18 protein-coding genes and 1 tRNA gene are annotated in these 18,790 nt (G+C 43.9%); 14 read left to right on the top strand and 5 right to left on the bottom strand.

Annotation, left to right across the window (positions count from 1 at the left end):
- Positions 1-93: 93 nt before the first annotated feature.
- Both EXU57_RS03600 and EXU57_RS03595 read left to right on the top strand, forming a co-directional pair.
- Complete coding sequence (locus EXU57_RS03600; protein WP_133266779.1) at positions 94-1,227, top strand: BT_3928 family protein; 1,134 nt, start codon at positions 94-96, stop codon at positions 1,225-1,227.
- A 284-nt stretch (positions 1,228-1,511) separates the two neighbouring features.
- Positions 1,512-1,931: a CBS domain-containing protein gene (locus EXU57_RS03595; protein WP_133266778.1), complete on the top strand. Its 420-nt coding sequence runs from the start codon at positions 1,512-1,514 to the stop codon at positions 1,929-1,931.
- A gap of 31 nt (positions 1,932-1,962) precedes the next feature.
- On the opposite strand, the gene EXU57_RS03590 is transcribed toward EXU57_RS03595, so the two are convergent.
- The 3 genes from EXU57_RS03590 to recF form a co-directional block, all read right to left on the bottom strand.
- Complete coding sequence (locus tag EXU57_RS03590; RefSeq protein ID WP_133266777.1) at positions 1,963-2,337, bottom strand: VOC family protein; 375 nt, start codon at positions 2,335-2,337, stop codon at positions 1,963-1,965.
- 116 nt (positions 2,338-2,453) lie between these two features.
- The gene (locus EXU57_RS03585; protein ID WP_133266776.1) at positions 2,454-2,735 is read right to left on the bottom strand and encodes a DUF721 domain-containing protein; all 282 of its coding nucleotides are present in this window, start codon (positions 2,733-2,735) and stop codon (positions 2,454-2,456) included.
- 93 nt (positions 2,736-2,828) lie between these two features.
- On the bottom strand, positions 2,829-3,914 hold the full coding sequence (gene recF, locus EXU57_RS03580) for a DNA replication/repair protein RecF (protein ID WP_133266775.1): 1,086 nt from the start codon (positions 3,912-3,914) through the stop codon (positions 2,829-2,831).
- A 355-nt stretch (positions 3,915-4,269) separates the two neighbouring features.
- On the opposite strand from recF, the gene pdhA reads away from it, so the two are divergent.
- The 6 genes from pdhA (at position 4,270) to EXU57_RS03550 (ending at position 8,494) form a co-directional block, all read left to right on the top strand.
- Positions 4,270-5,265 (top strand): pyruvate dehydrogenase (acetyl-transferring) E1 component subunit alpha, encoded by a 996-nt coding sequence (pdhA, locus tag EXU57_RS03575; RefSeq protein ID WP_133266774.1) that lies wholly within the window; start codon positions 4,270-4,272, stop codon positions 5,263-5,265.
- A gap of 76 nt (positions 5,266-5,341) precedes the next feature.
- A complete protein-coding gene (locus tag EXU57_RS03570) occupies positions 5,342-6,046 on the top strand; it encodes a tetratricopeptide repeat protein (RefSeq protein ID WP_133266773.1) in 705 nt (234 codons plus the stop codon).
- 2 nt (positions 6,047-6,048) lie between these two features.
- Entirely contained in the window at positions 6,049-6,534 is a 486-nt protein-coding gene (gene ribH, locus EXU57_RS03565; RefSeq protein WP_133266772.1) for a 6,7-dimethyl-8-ribityllumazine synthase, read from the top strand.
- Between the two features lie 30 nt (positions 6,535-6,564).
- The gene (locus tag EXU57_RS03560) at positions 6,565-7,290 is read left to right on the top strand and encodes a (Fe-S)-binding protein (RefSeq protein WP_133266771.1); all 726 of its coding nucleotides are present in this window, start codon (positions 6,565-6,567) and stop codon (positions 7,288-7,290) included.
- Positions 7,291-7,344: 54 nt separating this feature from the next.
- Positions 7,345-7,767 carry an EVE domain-containing protein gene (locus EXU57_RS03555; protein ID WP_133266770.1) on the top strand — a complete coding sequence of 141 codons (423 nt, stop codon included), beginning with the start codon at positions 7,345-7,347 and terminating at the stop codon, positions 7,765-7,767.
- 31 nt (positions 7,768-7,798) lie between these two features.
- A complete protein-coding gene (locus EXU57_RS03550; protein WP_133266769.1) occupies positions 7,799-8,494 on the top strand; it encodes an SIR2 family NAD-dependent protein deacylase in 696 nt (231 codons plus the stop codon).
- A gap of 21 nt (positions 8,495-8,515) precedes the next feature.
- Here the strand turns inward: EXU57_RS03550 and EXU57_RS03545 are convergent, their stop codons facing one another.
- On the bottom strand, positions 8,516-10,294 hold the full coding sequence (locus EXU57_RS03545; protein ID WP_165958016.1) for a MutS-related protein: 1,779 nt from the start codon (positions 10,292-10,294) through the stop codon (positions 8,516-8,518).
- Positions 10,295-10,468: 174 nt separating this feature from the next.
- On the opposite strand from EXU57_RS03545, the gene EXU57_RS03540 reads away from it, so the two are divergent.
- From EXU57_RS03540 to EXU57_RS03520, 5 genes are all read left to right on the top strand, one after another.
- A complete protein-coding gene (locus EXU57_RS03540; protein WP_133266767.1) occupies positions 10,469-13,843 on the top strand; it encodes a response regulator in 3,375 nt (1,124 codons plus the stop codon).
- Positions 13,844-13,928: 85 nt separating this feature from the next.
- Positions 13,929-14,756 (top strand): CheR family methyltransferase, encoded by an 828-nt coding sequence (locus EXU57_RS03535; RefSeq protein ID WP_133266766.1) that lies wholly within the window; start codon positions 13,929-13,931, stop codon positions 14,754-14,756.
- Positions 14,757-14,873: 117 nt separating this feature from the next.
- Positions 14,874-15,452, top strand: a complete 579-nt coding sequence (locus tag EXU57_RS03530; protein WP_133266765.1) for a chemotaxis protein CheB — start codon at positions 14,874-14,876, stop codon at positions 15,450-15,452.
- Position 15,453: 1 nt separating this feature from the next.
- Positions 15,454-16,557, top strand: a complete 1,104-nt coding sequence (locus tag EXU57_RS03525; RefSeq protein ID WP_133266764.1) for a sensor histidine kinase — start codon at positions 15,454-15,456, stop codon at positions 16,555-16,557.
- Between the two features lie 210 nt (positions 16,558-16,767).
- Positions 16,768-16,842, top strand: a tRNA-Val gene (locus EXU57_RS03520).
- 668 nt (positions 16,843-17,510) lie between these two features.
- On the opposite strand, the gene EXU57_RS03515 is transcribed toward EXU57_RS03520, so the two are convergent.
- Positions 17,511-17,999, bottom strand: coding sequence for a hypothetical protein (locus tag EXU57_RS03515; RefSeq protein ID WP_133266763.1), 489 nt, complete (start codon positions 17,997-17,999; stop codon positions 17,511-17,513).
- Positions 18,000-18,261: 262 nt separating this feature from the next.
- On the opposite strand from EXU57_RS03515, the gene EXU57_RS03510 reads away from it, so the two are divergent.
- Entirely contained in the window at positions 18,262-18,762 is a 501-nt protein-coding gene (locus EXU57_RS03510; protein WP_133266762.1) for a cupin domain-containing protein, read from the top strand.
- Positions 18,763-18,790: the final 28 nt, after the last annotated feature.

The raw sequence follows: 18,790 nt of genomic DNA, 5'->3' as shown, positions 1-18,790 counted from the left end.
ATATGCACAATGCTGATGCGTAATTAAGTAGGTATCAGTGCAGGGACTGTTCCGGTTTTATTTGTTACAGCCCTCAAAAAAATATTCTACCAGATGAAAATAGCTTTGAACGTTTCAAGGGTCCTTGTGGGGCTGTTGTTTATATTTTCCGGTTTAGTAAAGGCAAACGATCCTTTGGGACTCAGCTATAAGATGCAGGAGTTTTTCGAGGTATGGGGTTGGCAATCGCTCAACGACTATACCCTGTTTTTCTCGCTGATGATGAATGGCTTTGAAATCGTGGCCGGGGTAGCGGTTTTACTCGGCTGGCGAATGCGCTTATTTAGCTGGCTCTTGCTCTTGCTCATCATCTTCTTTACCTTCCTGACCGGCTATGCCGTTTTCTCGGGCAAGATACATGCATGTGGATGTTTTGGCGACTGTATACCGCTTTCGCCAATGCAATCGTTCTTAAAGGATCTTGTTCTACTTGCCCTGATAGTTTACATCTTCAGTCACCGCAACAGGATCGTGCCCGTTTTCCGTTCTGCAACTTGTGGTATCCTCATCATATTAACAGGCCTGTTTGCCGGAGTAATGCAGTGGTACGTGCTTAAGCACCTGCCAATCGTCGACTGCCTTCCATACAAGGTTGGAAACAACATTACAGAAAAAATGAAGTTACCTGCTGGTGCAGTACCCGACAGTATTGCGATGACCTTTGTATACCTGCACAATGGCAAAAAAGTTGAGTTTGATGGCGATCACTTTCCTGATGATTTTAATGACAGTACCTACAAGTTTGTTGAGCGACGCGAAGTTCTCGTACGACCTGCAAGTGCTCAACCCGCTATCACAGACTTTTACCTGTCGAGTGTATCCGGAACTGATACAACCCAGGCAATCCTTAGCCAGGAGAATCATTATGTGCTCGTTTTCGTAAAGGACCTTGCCACGGCAAAAACCCGATGGGAGGATAACCTTCCGTCGATCGTTGATGTTTGTAAAGAAAAAAATATCCCTTTATTTATTGTTACTGCGGCTCCCGACCTCATAAGGGCGCATATCAACACCCTGCCTAATGTAAAAGCCAGCGACGTTAACTTTTTGGTTTGCGACTATACGGTTATTAAAACAGCAGCACGGGAGAACCCAACCTATGTAATTATGCGGCAGGCTAATATCCTTGGTAAATACGCTGCGGCAGATCATCGTAAAGCCTATACCCACCTGAAATCATTAAAGTAACGAAGGGGTTATTTGGTACTGTTAGTTTGTCCTGGCTTCAGGCCAAACCTGTTATGCCGTACAAGAGTGCGACGCAACCGGGGCTAAATTGTTATACTTCAGCCGGGTCCACAAAAAACAACATCATTCGGGGTTGTACTTATTTTCCATCGCACTGAACCCTGTTGATCCGCGTGTAACTAGCCTTCACATGCTATAAACATAACCGGGAATTAACTTGGCCAATTATCGAAAAAGCGCAAATTTTACATTATATAGTAATATGTACCCTTAAAGCTTGCCAAATGATTAAAGTGATTGATCTACTACAAACCAAATGTCTGGAGCATACCAGCCTGGATATGCATACCCCCGTGATGGATGCCCTGACCATTATGGAATCCGAAAACCTGACACACGTTGTTGTTACTGCAAACGGTGCATATGCCGGTATATTTTCTACAAGAGATTATGCGCAGAAAGTTGTGCTAATGCGTAAGAACAGCTACACCACCACTATCGGTGAGTCGATTACTAAAAATCTCCCAACTGTAAACGTGGAAGACAGCGCCCAGATTTGCTGGATGTTGATGAAGTCGAATAATACGTCCTTCCTGCCGGTGTTCGACGAATTTCGTTTTGTGGGTATCATCACTATGGCCGATTTGCTCGATGAAACCATGAGTATGCAGGAGCCTGAGTTGAACGGAGAGAAAATTTTCTGATCGGACGGCAAAACCTGTTAATGTAAACCTCTTACAACGTGGGCGGGGTATACTTGAAGTGCGGATTTTGAATAATGCCCAGTACATTGCCGGCCGGATCGATAACTGTGCCCAGTAGTATGCCTTCGCCTACGTTTCGTATCGGTTCATTTTCGATGCAATTGTTGGCTAAAAGATACTGGTAAGTTGTTACGGCATCGGCTACTCCCCAATAGGCAACGGTATTGTTTTCGAAATATGCACCACTTACATCTGGTTGAAGTCCAAGTTCGAAACCTTCAACATTAAAGCCAACGTAAAACGACTCATCGAAGTATGGTGGTTTGCCCAGTAGCCTGGTGTACCATTCTTTGGATAAAGCCAGGTCTTTTACATGATAGATCACTGTGCGGATGCCCTGGATCATAAAGTTTGGATGTTTAAATTCCTCGGCAAATTGCCGGCTAATTGTTTCTTGCTGATTGTTTTCTTTGCGCCTGAATTGCCGATCGACTGTTGCTTGTTATTAAAGCTGTTCTTGTATTACTGAATAACTACTTCCTTAATCACTTTTTCACCAAGTGCCTCATTTACCCTTTCTATAATCTTGTCTTTCTGATAAACCAACTCCTGCTTTAATGAGCCCACATGGGTTTTAATAAAAAGGGTTTGGTTGATGATCTGAATTTTATCGGTGTATTTAGCAATGGTTTTACCCATCAGCTGCGCCCAGACTTCTTCAATTTGCAGGGCCTGGATACCCGTCTTTAGCCTGCTCTTTCTCAGGAACAATTTGATGGCATCGCCTAAAGATATCTCGCTCATGTTATAAAGATAGCAGGTGATCGTTATAAACTTAAGCTTTTTTTAAAGCGGTAGTAGGTCAACGAACAATCCTATATCAAATGCTTGCCGCCATTATTCAAGTGAAATAATCTGGTACTCAACGGCAAGTGAGCTTAACGCCGCTTCCAGCCTTGGCCGGTGCGTGTCGGTAATAAATACCTGCCCCTCATTTTCAACACACACCCGGTGCAGCAGGTTTTGCATCCGCCGGGCATCAAGTTTTTCAAAAACGTCGTCGAGCAATAGCAATGGTGCAAAGCCTTTTGCGGCTTTAAGTTCTTCAAACTCGGCAAGCTTTAATGCAAAGAGCAGGCTTTTGCGTTGCCCCTGCGATGCCACCTGCCTGAAAGTTTCGTTGCCTAAGGTAAACTCAATATCGTCTTTGTGAATACCAATGGTAGTGCGTTGCAGCAAAAGGTCTTTTTGCTTATAGGTCTGCAGCAGTTCCCGAAATCCACCGGAGCGCAACGGGCTGTAGTATTCAATCAGGAGCTTTTCCGACGTTCCGGCAATGTGGTTATAGCTTGAAGCGATCGCCGGTAAAAACTGGTTTAAAAACCGGGTTCTTTTTTCAAAAATCAGCATCCCCGGTTTGATCAATTGTTCATCAAAAATCTCCAACAGCGCTTCATCCGTATAACCGCGGTCGGCACTGGTTTTTAAAAAACTGTTGCGCTGCTGCAATACTTTGTTGTAGTCAATCAGTGCCGCCAGGTAGTCAGGGTCAAGCTGGCTCAACAGGGTATCAATAAACTTTCTCCGTATTTCGCTGCTGCCAATAATCAGTTCAACATCATCGGGCGCGATCATAACAGCCGGAAAAAGCCCGATGTGCTGACTAAATTTTTTATAGTCTTCGCCATTGCGTTGCAGCTCTTTCCGGTTGTTTTCCCGAAGTATGCACACCACCTTTTCTGCAGCGTCGTTTCGTACAAAATTGCCTTCGATACGCATACCTGCCTTGCCGTGCTGAACACTCGAAGCATCCGAACGCGTAAAGTAACTTTTGCTAAAACAAAGGAAATAGATCGTGTCGAGCAGGTTGGTTTTCCCCAGCCCATTATCGCCGCAGATACCTACCACGTTGGCATTAAAGCCAAATTGCTGTTGATCGTAATTTTTAAACTGGTATAATGCTATATTTTCAAGACGCAACATGTGGTTGTGCAAGATAGGAACATCCTGAAACAGCACCTGCCACCATTTCTCTTTTTGAAGTGGCCCAATAAGCTCCTTAAGAACTCTCCGGAACTTTAGCCTCTTTGGGGTTGGGTTTTTTTTGGACCTGGCGGTAGTCTTTTAATGTGGCTCCGGTTGCGTCGCACTCCTGTACAATTGAAACTCCGGGCAGCTTTTTCACATTCTGTAGCGATTAATTAAATGCATTTACCAGCGCTGTTTTGAAGCCCAATTTGCCTGTTTACCAGCACAAAGCACAATGATTGGCTTAGCTAAGAATCTACCGTTTGATTTGCATGTAAACACCTATATTTGCCCCCAAAATTTGACGAAAGTGGCAACCAAATTCTCCAAAGAAACTTATCTGTACTGGTACGAGCTCATGCAGCTGATCCGCCAGTTTGAATTGAAAGCCGAAGAGATGTACAAAATGGCTGGCAAGATCCGTGGCTTTTTTCATGCTTACGTTGGCCAGGAGGCCCTTGCAGCTGGTTGTATGACCGCCACCCGCCAGGATGATCCGTTTATCACCGCATACCGCGACCATGGTTGGGCCCTTGCAAAAGGGATGAGCCCAAATGGATGTATGGCTGAACTCTACGGAAAAGCAACCGGAGTAGCAAAAGGGAAGGGTGGTAGTATGCACTTCTTTGGAGTAGAACAAAAATTCTTTGGTGGTCATGGTATCGTTGGTGCCCAAATCGGAACGGGTGCAGGTTTGGCTTTTGCTGAACAATACCTTGGTACCGATAACGTAGTACTTTGTTTCTTTGGCGACGGTGCTGCAAGGCAAGGTATATTGCACGAGACCTTCAACATGGCAATGCTATGGAAGCTGCCAGTTATCTTTATTTGTGAGAACAACAATTACGCAATGGGTACGTCAGTTGAACGTACGAGTAATGTGATCGACATTTATAAACTCGCCGATGCATATGAAATGCCTGCAGACAAAGTAAACGGTATGGATCCCGAGCAGGTGCACGATGCTGTTGCAAGAGCCGTAAAAAGGGCGCGTGAAAAAGGCGGACCGACTTTGCTTGAAATGAAGACCTATCGTTACAAAGGGCATTCTATTAGCGATCCGCAGAAGTACCGGAGGAAAGAGGAACTTGACGAATACAAAATAAAGGACCCGATTACTTTCGTTACCAAGAACATTCTCGATAATAAATATGCTACACAAGAAGAGCTTAACGCAATTGATGCACGCATTGATGAAGTTGTGCAGGAAAGCGTAAGGTTTGCGGAAGAAAGCCCATGGCCGGATGACGATGAATTGTTGAAAGACGTTTATGTCGACCAGAATTATCCTTTCATTACCGATTAACATATTACAGGTTCGGGCGCAACTGCGTTAGGTGAACCAATCAACAACCCTTAAAAACAATAAATTAAAATTTGGCATGGCTGACAACAAGGTAGAGGAAGTTAAAGTGCAAGACGTTCATGTGGATCCTGTAGAACGTGCCAGGGGCTTCTGGGACAAGAATAAGAAACTTATCACCGGAGTGCTTGCTGCCGTTGTGCTTGTGCTGGTCGGCTGGCTTGTTTACAAGTCAATGTTCAAAGAGCCTGCTGAAAACAGGGCAGCCGAAGCAATATTTAAAGCCGAGGAATACTTCAGGGCTGATAGCCTTAAGCTTGCGCTACTTGGCGATGGTCAAAACAAAGGTTTCGTTTACATTGCTAAAAACTACGGCGGTACTAAAGCAGGTAACCTGGCGAATTTTTATGCTGGTGTTTGTTACCTGAAAACCGGCGACTTTAACAACGCGGTTAAATATCTTAAGGACTTTAGCACCTCTTCGAAGCAGATACAAATGCTGGCTTATGGCAAGCTTGGTGATGCTTATAGCGAACTGGGTAAAAAAGAAGATGCTGTTGACAATTACAAAAAAGCGGGCACACACTTCAAAGAAGACGAGTTTAACTCCTCAGAATTTCTCTTCCGTGCCGGTTACCTATTGGAGAGCATGGGTAAAACAAACGAAGCACTTGAAGTTTACAGGGATTTGAAAGAGAACTACCCAAAAACAGAAAAAGGCTATTCAATCGACAAATACATCTACAGGTTAAGTGTTGAAAAAAATGAATTCAGCGTAAAATAATTATGGCTACAAAAGGAAACAGTGAGCTTATCAAAGGCATCCCTCAGATAAAGGATGCCTTTGTAGTTATAGTGAAAACCGAATGGAACGCACACATCGTAAACGAGCTTGCACTTGGTTGCGAGCAGGCCTTAACCGAAGCTGGCGTAACCTACGAGACCATCACCGTACCCGGCGCTTTTGAGATCCCGTTTATCATCAGGCGACTTCACGACAGGCAAAATGGCAACAGGGCTGATGCCTTCATTGCCCTGGGAAGCGTTGTACGTGGTGATACTCCTCACTTTGATTATGTATGCAAAGGTGTTACCGATGGTATTGTTCAGCTTAACTTAACACTGGATGTACCGGTGATCTTTGGTATACTTACCGTAAACAACGAAGAACAGGCACAGGAAAGGATCGGTGGTGTTCATGGTCATAAGGGACAGGAAGCTGCATTAACAGCTATAAAAATGATCGGACTTAATCGACAAACAAGTTTTTAAAACAGCACAATTTTTAGCAGCGTTATACACATGAAAGTACACATTTTCATTCCCTGTTTCATGGACCAGTTGTACCCACAAACCGCGTTTAATATGGTTAAGGTGCTGGAAAAAGCAGGCTGCGACGTTTATTACAACCGGGAACAAACATGTTGCGGACAGCCGGCTTATAACGCCGGTTTTCGCGACGAGTCGAAAGCAGTTTGTTCAAAATTTATTAAAGATTTTGAAAACGCTGAGTATATCGTTGCACCAAGTGCAAGTTGTATTGGTTTTGTGAGAAACTATTACCATACGATGTTCGACAATTCGTCGCAACACAACAACGTACTAAAACTTGCAGAAAACTGTTATGAGTTTTCGGAGTTTATGGTAAAGGTGCTTAAGATTACCAACTTTGGTGCAATCCTGGAAGGTAAGGCGACCTACCATGATAGCTGTGCAGGACTACGGGAGTGCCGGATAAAACAGGAACCCCGCGAGTTGTTGAGCAAGGTTAAGGGCCTGGAATTACTGGAGATGAATGACGTGGAAACCTGCTGTGGCTTCGGTGGAACGTTTGCGGTGAAGTTTGAGTCCATCAGTATAGCTATGGCCGATCAAAAGGTAAATAATGCACTAGCAACCGGGGCAAAATACATCATCAGCACCGATGTTAGTTGCCTTATGCATATCGACGGCTACATAAAAAACAAAGGCTACGATTTAACCACCATGCACATTGCCGATGTTCTGGCAAGCGGTTGGGAATACTAGCACAGTGGCAAATTATCGTTAACCCTATTTGTTCGTAAAATCAACAATGTATCTATGGCGTACTGGCTGGTTAAATCTGAACCATCGAAATACAGCTGGGATCAGTTTGTGATTGACAAACAAACATCATGGGATGGTGTACGAAACTTTCGGGCGAGGAACAACCTTCGGGAGATGAAGAAAGGTGACGAGGTGTTTTTTTATCACAGCAACGAAGGACTGGAAATTGTAGGCATTGCCAAAGTTGTTAAAGAAGCTTACCAGGATCCTACAACTTCAGATCCCAACTGGGTGGTGGTAGACCTCAAGCCATCCAAAAAATTGAAAAACCCTGTGCCACTAACTGTTATCAAACAAGATGAGCGACTTTCCGAGATAGAACTCATCCGGTTGTCCCGGCTTTCAGTTGCTGCAATTACCAGCGATGAATGGAAGGTCATCCTGGAATTAAGTAAAGCAGGAAATCAGGTGCCATAGTACAAATGCATCAACAAAATCTGTCCGGCTTATGTCAAAAAAACGGCTTGTTGTACTTACGGGTGCAGGTGTAAGTGCCGAAAGTGGGTTAAAAACTTTTCGCGATAGTGGAGGCCTTTGGGAGGGTTACGACGTATACGAAGTTGCATCTCCACGTGGTTGGGCAAACAACCCAAAGTTGGTGCTCGACTTCTATAATATGCGTCGCAAAGATGTTTTGGCGGCCCGGCCAAATGCCGCCCATGTCGGCCTTGCTGATTTGCAGCATGATTTCGACGTACAAATCATCACCCAGAATGTTGACGATCTGCACGAGCGTGCCGGCAGCCATAATGTTTTACACTTACACGGCGAAATTTTAAAGATGCGAAGTGTTCTTTCCGAAACGGAGTCCTTCGATATCACCGGGGATATACACCTCGGCGACGTTGCTCCCGATGGTGGTCAACTAAGGCCGGCAATCGTATGGTTCGAAGAGATGGTTCCCATGATTGAACCGGCAATAGAGATTATGAGCACGGCTGACCTTTTTGCTGTTGTTGGAACTTCGCTGATCGTGTATCCTGCGGCAGGGCTGGTAAACTATGCACCCCCTCATATTCCTAAGTACATTATCGACAAAGAGATTCCTTATGCGCAGTCGTTGGAGAACCTCACAGCTATTGAGCAGCCGGCTACCACAGGGGTACGGGAGTTGATCAGGATTTTACGCAACGGAACGCGTTAAAGCTTTATTGGAGTCCATTACTTATATTATTTCCATCTTTTTCATCAGGAATGACGCGTTCCTGTTTTGTGCAACCCCACTCCTGATTTTATAGTCGAAATAGAGTTCCTCCTCCCTGATGGTGCTTTCGAAGCAAAAGTTCTCTATCACGCCGCTGTGGCTTGTTGCAAGTTCGCTTAATTTCAAGTCGTGCGTAGCAAATAAGGTAAGGCAATTGTAGTTAATCAACCTGAGCATAAATTGCTCGGAGCCATAATATTTGTCGTCACTATTGGTTCCCCTGAGTATCTCGTCAATCAATATCAAGCACGGTTTGCCATCGGCGATCTCCTGTTTAATTTCGTGAAGCCGTTTGAGCTCAGCCATGAAATAGGAAGTGTTTTCCTGCAGGGAGTCACTAATTCGTATAGAACTGTAGATTCGAACAGGTGTGAAACAAAAACGTGTTGCACAAACAGGAGCCCCGCATTGTGCCAGCAATGTATTCACACCAACTGTTCGCAGGAAAGTGGTTTTACCCGACATATTAGAGCCCGTAATAAGCATCATGCGACCTGTTCGACCTATTGAAAAGTCGTTGCTTACGCACTGTTCACTTCGCATTAGCGGATGCGAAACCTGCTCACCCTCGATTACTACGGAATCATGATTTAAGGTAGGATAGGTGTAAAGCGGGTTGTTAAACGCGAATGTAGCAAAGCTCGTTAGCGACTCTATTTCGCCAACTGCATATATCCAGTCAGCCAATCGATTCTTGTTTTGCTGCTTCCATTTTTCAAGTGCAAAAACACACTGTACCTCGTACATCAGAAAACTATTCAACAGAATATTTACCAGCAGGTTTAGCCTTTGATCAAGCATGTTGGCGAGATTGGAAAGCTTTGCAATCTGCGTGTGGGCATCGGAACACTTCTCTTGAAGGCGCCTTAGCACAGCGGATGAACCGATCTCTGTTTTTTCGAATGACTCCAGTATCGCGGCGTACTGCTTCAGGCTTTCTTCCTTTTTACTGATCATCAGGTGTTGCTGCTGGGTATACCGGGCGAAAAAGCCAATATGCAGCCAGGTGATAAGAACGGTTAAGGATAGAAAGTAATATTCCCCCGACAGAAAGGAGAGCACCAATACCAGCAGGTTTATGGTGGGTACAATAAACCGGGCAATATTCATGTAGCGGTTAATCAAAAGCTTCGGCAGGTGTTGCACCCAGCGTTGAAGCCCTTCAATGTTGGATGCATCTTTACTATGCAGGAGTGATTTGGCTACGATAAGTTCACGCAACCCTGCCTGGGGTGCAAATGCCTTTATTGCCTCCTGGGTCTCCAGGATGTTGACAGCATCAAGTTGTGGATTTTTCAAAGTGGCAGCTATTGCTGTTGCACCGTGCACCGTTGAGGTTCTGTTCAGCAGGTGAAAAATTGATCCGGGACCGAAAATGTCAAGGTCGGCAAAATAGCGCTCCCCGCTCTGAAATATTGATCCGTCATCAAATGCGTTTTTGCCGCCATTTATAATTGAGCATTCATTTTCATTTACAAACAATCGTTTCTGTAGCAATTGTTTTTCATAGGTGTATGAGCTGCTTGTTTTAACAAGGTACAAAAACAAGATGATCATTATGATTCCGGAAACGAGCGCTGCATTGCCACCATTCTTTACTAAATAGTAGAAACAACCTATTATGAGCACAAAGGAGATCAGCCTTGCCGCAGCTATCAGGAACAGTTTTTTCGATACCTTAGTCAGCGCTGTTTTGTAGGAGTCCACGTTAAGCTGGTAAACCGATGCCACGTCATTCATATACTGATTTTTCTGCATTGGGTCAGAATAGCTGCAAAATATGTAAAGACATTCAGCATTGGGACCTGGTACATTGTAATTGCGGCAAAACATTTGTTAAGTGCTCTCCAACGCAGATCTCGTTTTTTACGTTGTTATGAAATAGTGCTAATATTATCCTCTTAGAACATACCCATGAAGTCACGTTTGTATTTAGGATTCATCGCCGCCATAGTTTTGGTTCTGGTTGTTGGATTCAATTCCTACCTGACCTTTAAAAAACAAAACGCCGAAACTCTTAAGGTTAAGAACACTTATAAGATGCTTAACCAAATGCAAACTATTCAGCTGTTGCTGCTGGATATGGAGACAGGCCGGCGTGGTTTCCGAAGCACAAATGAGCCCCGTTTTTTAAAACCCTATGTTATTGCAATCCGGAAAATACATCCGGAACTCTACCGCCTTAAAAGGATGGCAGTTGACCAGGAGGTGAAAACACGTATACCGTTGCTGGAGAAACACATTGACGAATTACTTAAATTTTGGAACGGTCTGCCGGTAGATTTGAGCGTGTTGTCTTCCGAATACATTTCGCGGCTGATGGACTCCGAACGCCAACGCATGGAAGTAATCAGGGAGGAAATCAGCGACATTACAAACATCGAAAAAGGGTTGCTAACACAAGCCGAGCAGGAAAATAGCCAGGCCATTGCCAATGCCAGCCTGGCTTTGATTATTAGTGTAGCGCTTATCCTCATCATCGTACTTACCCTTATCTTTTTTATTTTCCGGGAATTCAGTACCCGTAAGAGAGCAGAGGAAGAGTTGAAGGACAACTTTCAGCAGCTGGAGCGCGTAAATAGAGAAAGCAATGAGAAGAACTGGTTGTTGCAGGGAGTGGCCGAGGTAAACAACAGTTTACATCGTGATACGGGATATACTAATCTAAGCCAGTCGATACTCGAAACAATCATCAGGTACCTTAACCTCGATGGAGGTGCTTTTTATATGTATAATGAGGAAGACAAGAGCCTCGTGTTAACAGCCCGCCATGCATTGCCGGAAAACCTGCAACCCGTTTACCGGCTGAATGAAGGGTTTGTAGGGCAGGCGATGTTAACCAGGCAGATCATCATTGCCCACGTTTCACCGGCATACATCACGGGCGATGCTGGTCACTCGGGTGAAAAGCCAGGCCAGGCCTTGTATTTTCCCATCTATTTCGACGATGAAGTTAAAGGTGTTATGGAGCTTGCTACTTTCGGCTTATTCGAAGGACGTCATAAAAGATTACTCGATGTTATTTGTGACAACGTTGCAGTTGCCATTAACTCCGCACAGGCAAGAGAAAATGTATTGCGCCTCCTAAAGGAACTGCAGGAGCATAAGGAGGCATTGGAACAGCAACAGGAAAAGCTTCGGAGAAGCAACGAGGAGTTAAGCCATCAAACCGAGGTACTGCAACATTCGGAGGAAGAACTTAAAGTACAGGAGGAGGAACTGCGCCAGATAAACGCCGAGCTTGAAGAGAAAAATGCCACCATTGAATCGGCACGTCGGGCACTTGAGTTAAAAGCAAGAGAGCTCGAAATCACCGGCAAGTACAAATCGGAGTTCCTGGCAAATATGTCGCACGAACTTCGAACCCCTTTGAATAGTGTGCTTATTCTTGCTAAGTTGCTGGCTGATAATAAAGACCAAAATTTGTCTGAGAAACAGGTCAATCATGCTAAGATAATCCACAAATCGGGTGCTGATCTTCTGCACCTCATCAACGACATACTTGATTTATCTAAAATTGAGGCAGGTAAGGTAGACCTGAATTTTGAGGAGCTTCCACTCAGGAGCATAACCACTGATATCGAACAACTATTTAATGTTGTAGCAGAAGAAAAGCACATCAAATTCGACATTATTGTGGATGATGATGTGCCCTTAACAATACAAACCGATAAGCAGCGACTTGGCCAGGTGTTAAAAAACCTGCTTTCCAACGCCTTTAAGTTTACTGCTCCCAACGGGTGCATAACGCTTCATTTTAGCAAGAAGTCGGAGGGAGGTTCTGATGTGATGGAAATTGCTGTTTCCGATAACGGTATCGGCATTTCTGCTTCTCAACAAATGCTCATTTTCGAAGCTTTTCAGCAGGCAGATGGTGCCACCAACAGGAAGTATGGCGGTACGGGTCTGGGACTGTCCATTTCGAAGGAACTTGTGCGAATGCTGGGTGGGAACATCAAGCTGGAAAGCACCGAAGGCAAGGGGAGCCGTTTCAAAGTTACCATCCCGATATTCAAAGGCACGTCGAAGGATACTGCAAAAACGCTGAATATTAGGAACCTTCATAGCGAAGCACCAGTAACCCCTTCAGGACTAGTTGATGACCGCTTTGACATTAAACCGGGTGACAAAGTTTTGCTGGTTATTGAAGACGATGACACATTTGCGAAAATTGTCAGGCAATTTGGGTTCAGCCATGATTTCAAAACAATTCTTGCACTTACGGGTAACGAAGGTGTTCAGCTGGCAAAAAAGTTTAAGCCGGGTGCTGTCATCCTGGATATGCACTTGCCCGACATTGACGGAGCCACGGTATTGCAGATGATTAAAAGCGACAATGAACTAAAGAACATTCCTGTTCACATCATTACCGCCCGGGATAACCCAACGATTCTGCCTGGCGCTTTTGCCTATTTACAAAAGCCCTTATCCAAAAAGGATCTCGACAATGTTTTTGTATTGATCGGTGAGATCATCCAGAATGATGTTAAACGGGTGCTGCTCATTACGGGTGAGCACCTTAAAGATAATGTATTGAATAAGCTTATTGCCGACCGTCAGCTTGACGTTCAGTGCGAAGTTGCCGTATCAGTTGAAGAAGCAATTGAAAAGACAAACAACACACGATATGACTGTGTAATCGCGGACATTGGAAAAAACGTGGGACCCGGTATTACAGCACTTAACCGGCTACACGACCATATGGCACCGGGTATACCGGTAATCATTTACCTGGATGAGGATATTACACCAGGTGATGATCTCCAACTTAAAAAGATCAGTGATGTAGTGGTTCGAAGTTCTTCCTGGTCTCCGGAAAGGCTGATGGATGAACTGGAACTCTTCCTTTACAAGGTACAGCAGGAAACAAATATGCCCGAGAAAAAGCACAAAGTAGTGGCATTAGGCGATGGCATTTTAAAGGGAAAAAAGGCATTACTGGTGGATGACGATATGCGAAACATTTTTGCCCTTACAGCAGCCCTTGAATCGGAGGAAATGGAGATTCTTACCGCTTGTGATGGTCGTGAGGCAGTGCAGCAGTTATCAGACGCATCACCGGTAGACATTGTATTGATGGATATCATGATGCCAAACATGGATGGTTACCAAGCTATGGATTATATCAGGAAGCAGATGTCTTTAACCCGGCTCCCGATTATCGCACTTACTGCAAAGGCAATGACCGAAGACAAGGAGAAGTGTATTGCTGCGGGTGCATCAGACTACATATCGAAGCCTCTGGACATGCAGAAATTAAAATCGTTGATGAAGGTGTGGCTCTCCTGATGCAATAAGAAAGATGGTGTATGCTCATTTTAATGTTAGAGGTGAGGGTCGGGGTATGATCCCAAAAACATGAATATGCGAGGTTATGTCCCGAGTTATTGAGTTAACAGATCAAGAGTTGACGGAAGTGTTGCAGCTGATCAACCAGTTATATGGCTACGACTTCACAGGTTATGCATCTGCCTCTATGCATCGAAGGGTGTACCGATTTATGCACGCATCAGGATTAAATACCTATGATGATTTACGTTACAACCTGAGCGAACAGAAAGCAACCTTTGAACACTTCCTCGAGTTTATATCCGTGAATGTCACGGAGATGTTCAGGGATCCTGAGTTTTTTAAAACGATCAAAGAAGAGGTTTTTCCAAGGCTCGCGACTTATCCGCTGATCAGGATCTGGCATGCCGGCTGTGCAACCGGTGAAGAGGTATTCTCGATGGCCATTTTGCTCAAAGAAGCGGGTCTGCTGGAACGCACGAGAATATATGCAACAGATATAAATCCTGTCAACATTGAAAAAGCGAAAAAAGGAATAATGACCCTGCAGGTGATAAAGGATTATACGGCAAACTACATCAAGTCAGGGGGCTCAAAAGACTTTTCCGGCTACTATACCGCCCTCTACAACAACGCACTTATAAGTAAAGAACTCAGGGAAAACATACTTTTTTCGCAGCACAATCTTGTTACCGACCAGGTTTTTAATGAGTTTCAACTGGTTTGTTGCCGAAACGTAATGATATACTTCAACAAGGGATTGCAAAATAAAGTGCTACATCTTTTACACGACAGTCTTGCACCGCTTGGTTACCTGGCGCTTGGCCCAAAAGAATCGCTCCTGTTTACCGATATTGCGGACCGGTTTGAAGTGATAAGCCCTGCATTTAAAATCTTTCGACGGAACCAATAACAAACCGGGGTAATATGGTGGTGGGTGCATTTTTTGCAATGGCTCTATTTCGGCATGGTTGCATTGGGCAGACTCAATACCACGGATGTTTCCCTGCAGCGTGATTTAAAGTGTTCTATGGCAAAAGCTTTTGATATCATCATCATTGGGGGGTCTGCAGGCAGTGTTCAGGTGATCAGTCAAATTATCCATGAACTTCCGGCTGTGCTTCCTGTGCCTGTTGTTATTGTGCTACACCGGCTGAAAAACGTCGCTAGTGAAATGAGCAAAATATTGTCCGCACAGACCAATAAAGTGATCGTTGAGCCTGATGACAAAGACCCGATCAAAAACAGTTTTATATACCTTGCTCCACAGAACTACCATCTTCTGATAGAAAGTGACTTTACCTTTAGTCTTGATTACAGCGAAGTTGTTCAATATAGCAGACCCTCTATCGACGTAACTTTCGAAAGTGCAGCCAAGGTATATGGCAAGAAGGCATTTGCCGTCTTGCTAAGTGGCGGTAATAAAGATGGAACCAATGGCATTGGTGCAGTGATCGTAAGGGGTGGTAAAGCTATTGTGCAACATCCCGATAGCGCATTGTACCCGGCAATGCCTTCAGCAGCAATCGCGTCGAACAAAGGGATACCGACACTGTATCCAGAACAGATTATAGAATACCTCAACAAAAATCTTAACCCAAGCCGCTGAAATGGATCAGGACAACACCCGCATATTCACGATACTTCTAGTTGACGACAGGCCTGAAAATCTTGTTTCACTTGAAGCCCTGCTTGCGGGCGAAAAACGCGTTTTTATCAAAGCCAATTCCGGGAATGAAGCCTTAAGGCTAGTGCTTAAGAACGATGAAATCGGCCTGATTATGCTTGATGTGCAAATGCCCGAGATGGACGGCTTTGAAGTGGCGAGGATACTCAAGTCAAATGCTAAAACACGTGAGATCTCGATCATCTTTGTTACGGCAATCAATACCGAAGAACAATATGTATTGCAGGGCTTTAAGGAAGGTGCTGTTGATTACCTTCAAAAGCCTCTCGATGTAAATGTTACCCAGGCTAAAGTTGACGTATTTGAGAAGCTTTACTTCTATCAGCACGATCTCAAGATGTCGATTCAAAAAGTGGCCAGCATAAACAAACAGCTTGAGCGCTTTGTTTACATCGTATCACATGATCTTAAGTCGCCTTTAGCCAGTATCATTCTGATGTTGTCAACACTCCGTCAAAATGAGACTGTTGCAAGTGACCCTGTTTTAGAGGATAAGATTGACTTATTGCATCTTTCGGCAAATCATCTTGCAGACATGATCAACTCGATACTTGAATATTCGAAGCAAAGTTTGTCGGAGCAGACCGTTGAGGAAGTTGATACCAATGAACTCGTCAGCCAGATAGCCTTTTTGTTGTTTCCACCAGATAACATCAACATAAAAATACACGAAAGTCTACCGGTGATCATGACCCGGAAATTGAAATTGCAACAGGTGTTCCAGAACCTGATCAGTAATGCCATAAAGTATATGGATAAGGAGAGAGGACTGATCGAAATAGGAGCGAAGCCAAAAGGAGAGTTCTATGAGTTCTATGTCTCAGACAATGGCCCTGGTATATCAAAAGACGACAACCAAAGAATTTTCAAACTGTTTGAAGTTACCTCCAATAAGTCGAGAATGGAGAGTAGCACGGGCATCGGGTTGAACCTTTTAAAAATGCTTGTTGAGGAGCAGGGCGGAAAGATCTGGGTTGAATCTTCACCTGGCCAGGGCAGTACTTTTTACTTTGACTGGAAAAAGTAAATCTGTTTTTCAATGTTGAGATCTATGAGAGATTGACCGTTCGTTTTAAGTTGAAACCGAAGTGTTTTTTCTGGGCAATTGAAGAGATTTACGGAACGGATTTGTAGTTGAAGTTTGTACCCGATTTAAGCCACTGAATACGATCTCATTTTTTATAAAAAAAAGTTTGGGCGAATGCATTCGGTAGCTATATTTGCACTCCAATCGAAAGGGAGCATAGCTCAGCTGGTTTAGAGCATCTGCCTTACAAGCAGAGGGTCCGCGGTTCGAACCCGTGTGCTCCCACCTAGTAAATAAAGGTTTAGAACAAAAAAAGTTCTGAACCTTTTTTTATTTCTACAAAGGCTTTTCTTAGATTATACTTTTCGCCATTTTAAAAACGCACATTCAAACTGCTTCAAGTATCACATAAGGCAGGCTGGACACACAAGTATCTGCAGCGGCTATGCTAAACCTTACTGAATATTGTGGCTCATAGCAAAGCAATACTAAAGCCTGAGGGTATTTTAACTTAGGCCTTTTCCGTGTTTCAATTTCGTGAAACAACTTGCGTAGACTCTGCAAGTATAATTTATCGCATTATCGGATGGGCTTCATTGCTATAAACCCGAACGAGCGCAAAACACAAGTAAAGCTGAATAGATAAATACATGTACAAGTGAGTGACACAACGATGTTGAATACTATTCAGCTGTTGGTGCACAAAGAAAAATCCAGAGGTGTTTAAAGAAGTATTGATTTTAGATCAGATGCTTATTGCAGTATGTCTGCAGTTCTTCGGATGGAAATAGTTCAGATCGATCACACCAAGGAACTGACCGGCTTTTGAAATGATCTGCAATTTTTGGGGGTTTGATCCCCGGCAACTTAAAGGCATATGATTTTTGATTTAATCATTAGGCCGATTTTTTTATCTGGTTGAAGGAGTCAATTGCCCTTGTACTTTGCGCATGTTATAAACTTGCATAACCACCCGTAATGGTTTGTAGTAAATTATTTGGCTTTTCTACATTCAGCAGAGTAGCAAGTTTTTGACCTGTAATGCCAACGACGATATAATGTATCTCGGTGTTAGCCGGGAACCGAATGATGGAATTGAGATCATTGGTCGTTACCTGGATGGCAGACTCATTTTTACGCGAAAACCTGAGAGAATTTTGTTCGTTGTAGACGAGGTCAAGCGGTTGTTCATTATTATAGTAGAAGATGCTTATCAGGTCATTAGGTACTTTAGTAGCATTGCGAACAATGACAAAATCTTCTTTGAGAATATAATGATGCATCAGTATCCTGAAATCCGGGCTAAATCCAATCTTACGAATATATCCCTGACCTATTGCACCAGGAAATGTGAGGAGGCCATCCCGAACAGGAAGCTTGAATTTTTCTGAAAATTCAGTTATAAAGTCAAAGTCTTTAGATGCTGTAAATTCAAAAATCATAATGGAGGTTATTACAATTCGTAGCCGTTCTGCGTAATTGATTAACATGGAATGGAAAGAGCCATTGGTATGTTCCCCATCACGTAATGAGACTGCTCACCTCCTAAAAGTACAACGCTTTCCTAGCCTTGTTGCTCTCTGGCTGCCGGATAGGAGTATTTCGTTGCTGTTTACGGTTATTTTGTTCGGGTTTGTATTTGGAGTTTTGTGTGAAAGGCTTTAAACTGGTTTCCAGAAGTAGCCTTTCTCCTAAACATTTACTATGTCAGATCTTCAATCAAAAATTCTTACCGTAAACCACAACGAAGGAAAGTCCTTGTCGATTGCGGGGAATACTTATCGCACCCTTATCTCGGGCCAACAAACAGGTGGTAGTTACGCCATAATAGACATGGTTGTTCCACCTGGAGGTGGTCCTGGCCCGCATGCTCATCCCAATATGCAGGAAAGTTTTTATATAGTAGAGGGTGAAATTGAATTCAAAATGGAAGGCGGAAGGTATATCGCAACCGAAGGTTCTTTGGTTTACATTCCTCTGGGTGGAGCAGTACATAGCTTTAAAAATCTTGGTGATAAGCCGGCTCACATGCTGTGCACAGTCACACCCTCTGGTTTAGAGGAGTTTTTTAAGGAAGTAGGTGTTCCGGTTGAAGCAGGAACGTTTTTAGAACCTCATGTTCCGGATGCTGGTGAACTGAAAAGATTGATCGCGATTGCTGATAAATATGAGCAGAAGCTATACCCGCCTGACTATTTAGATTGAAAGGGAAGAGGCTATTGTACCCGCGGTC

The organism is Segetibacter sp. 3557_3 (genome assembly GCF_004354985.1).
In the GTDB taxonomy this organism is placed as follows: domain Bacteria; phylum Bacteroidota; class Bacteroidia; order Chitinophagales; family Chitinophagaceae; genus Segetibacter.
Note: the sequence above shows the minus strand (reverse complement) of the source record. Positions and strands in the feature narration are given on the sequence as shown.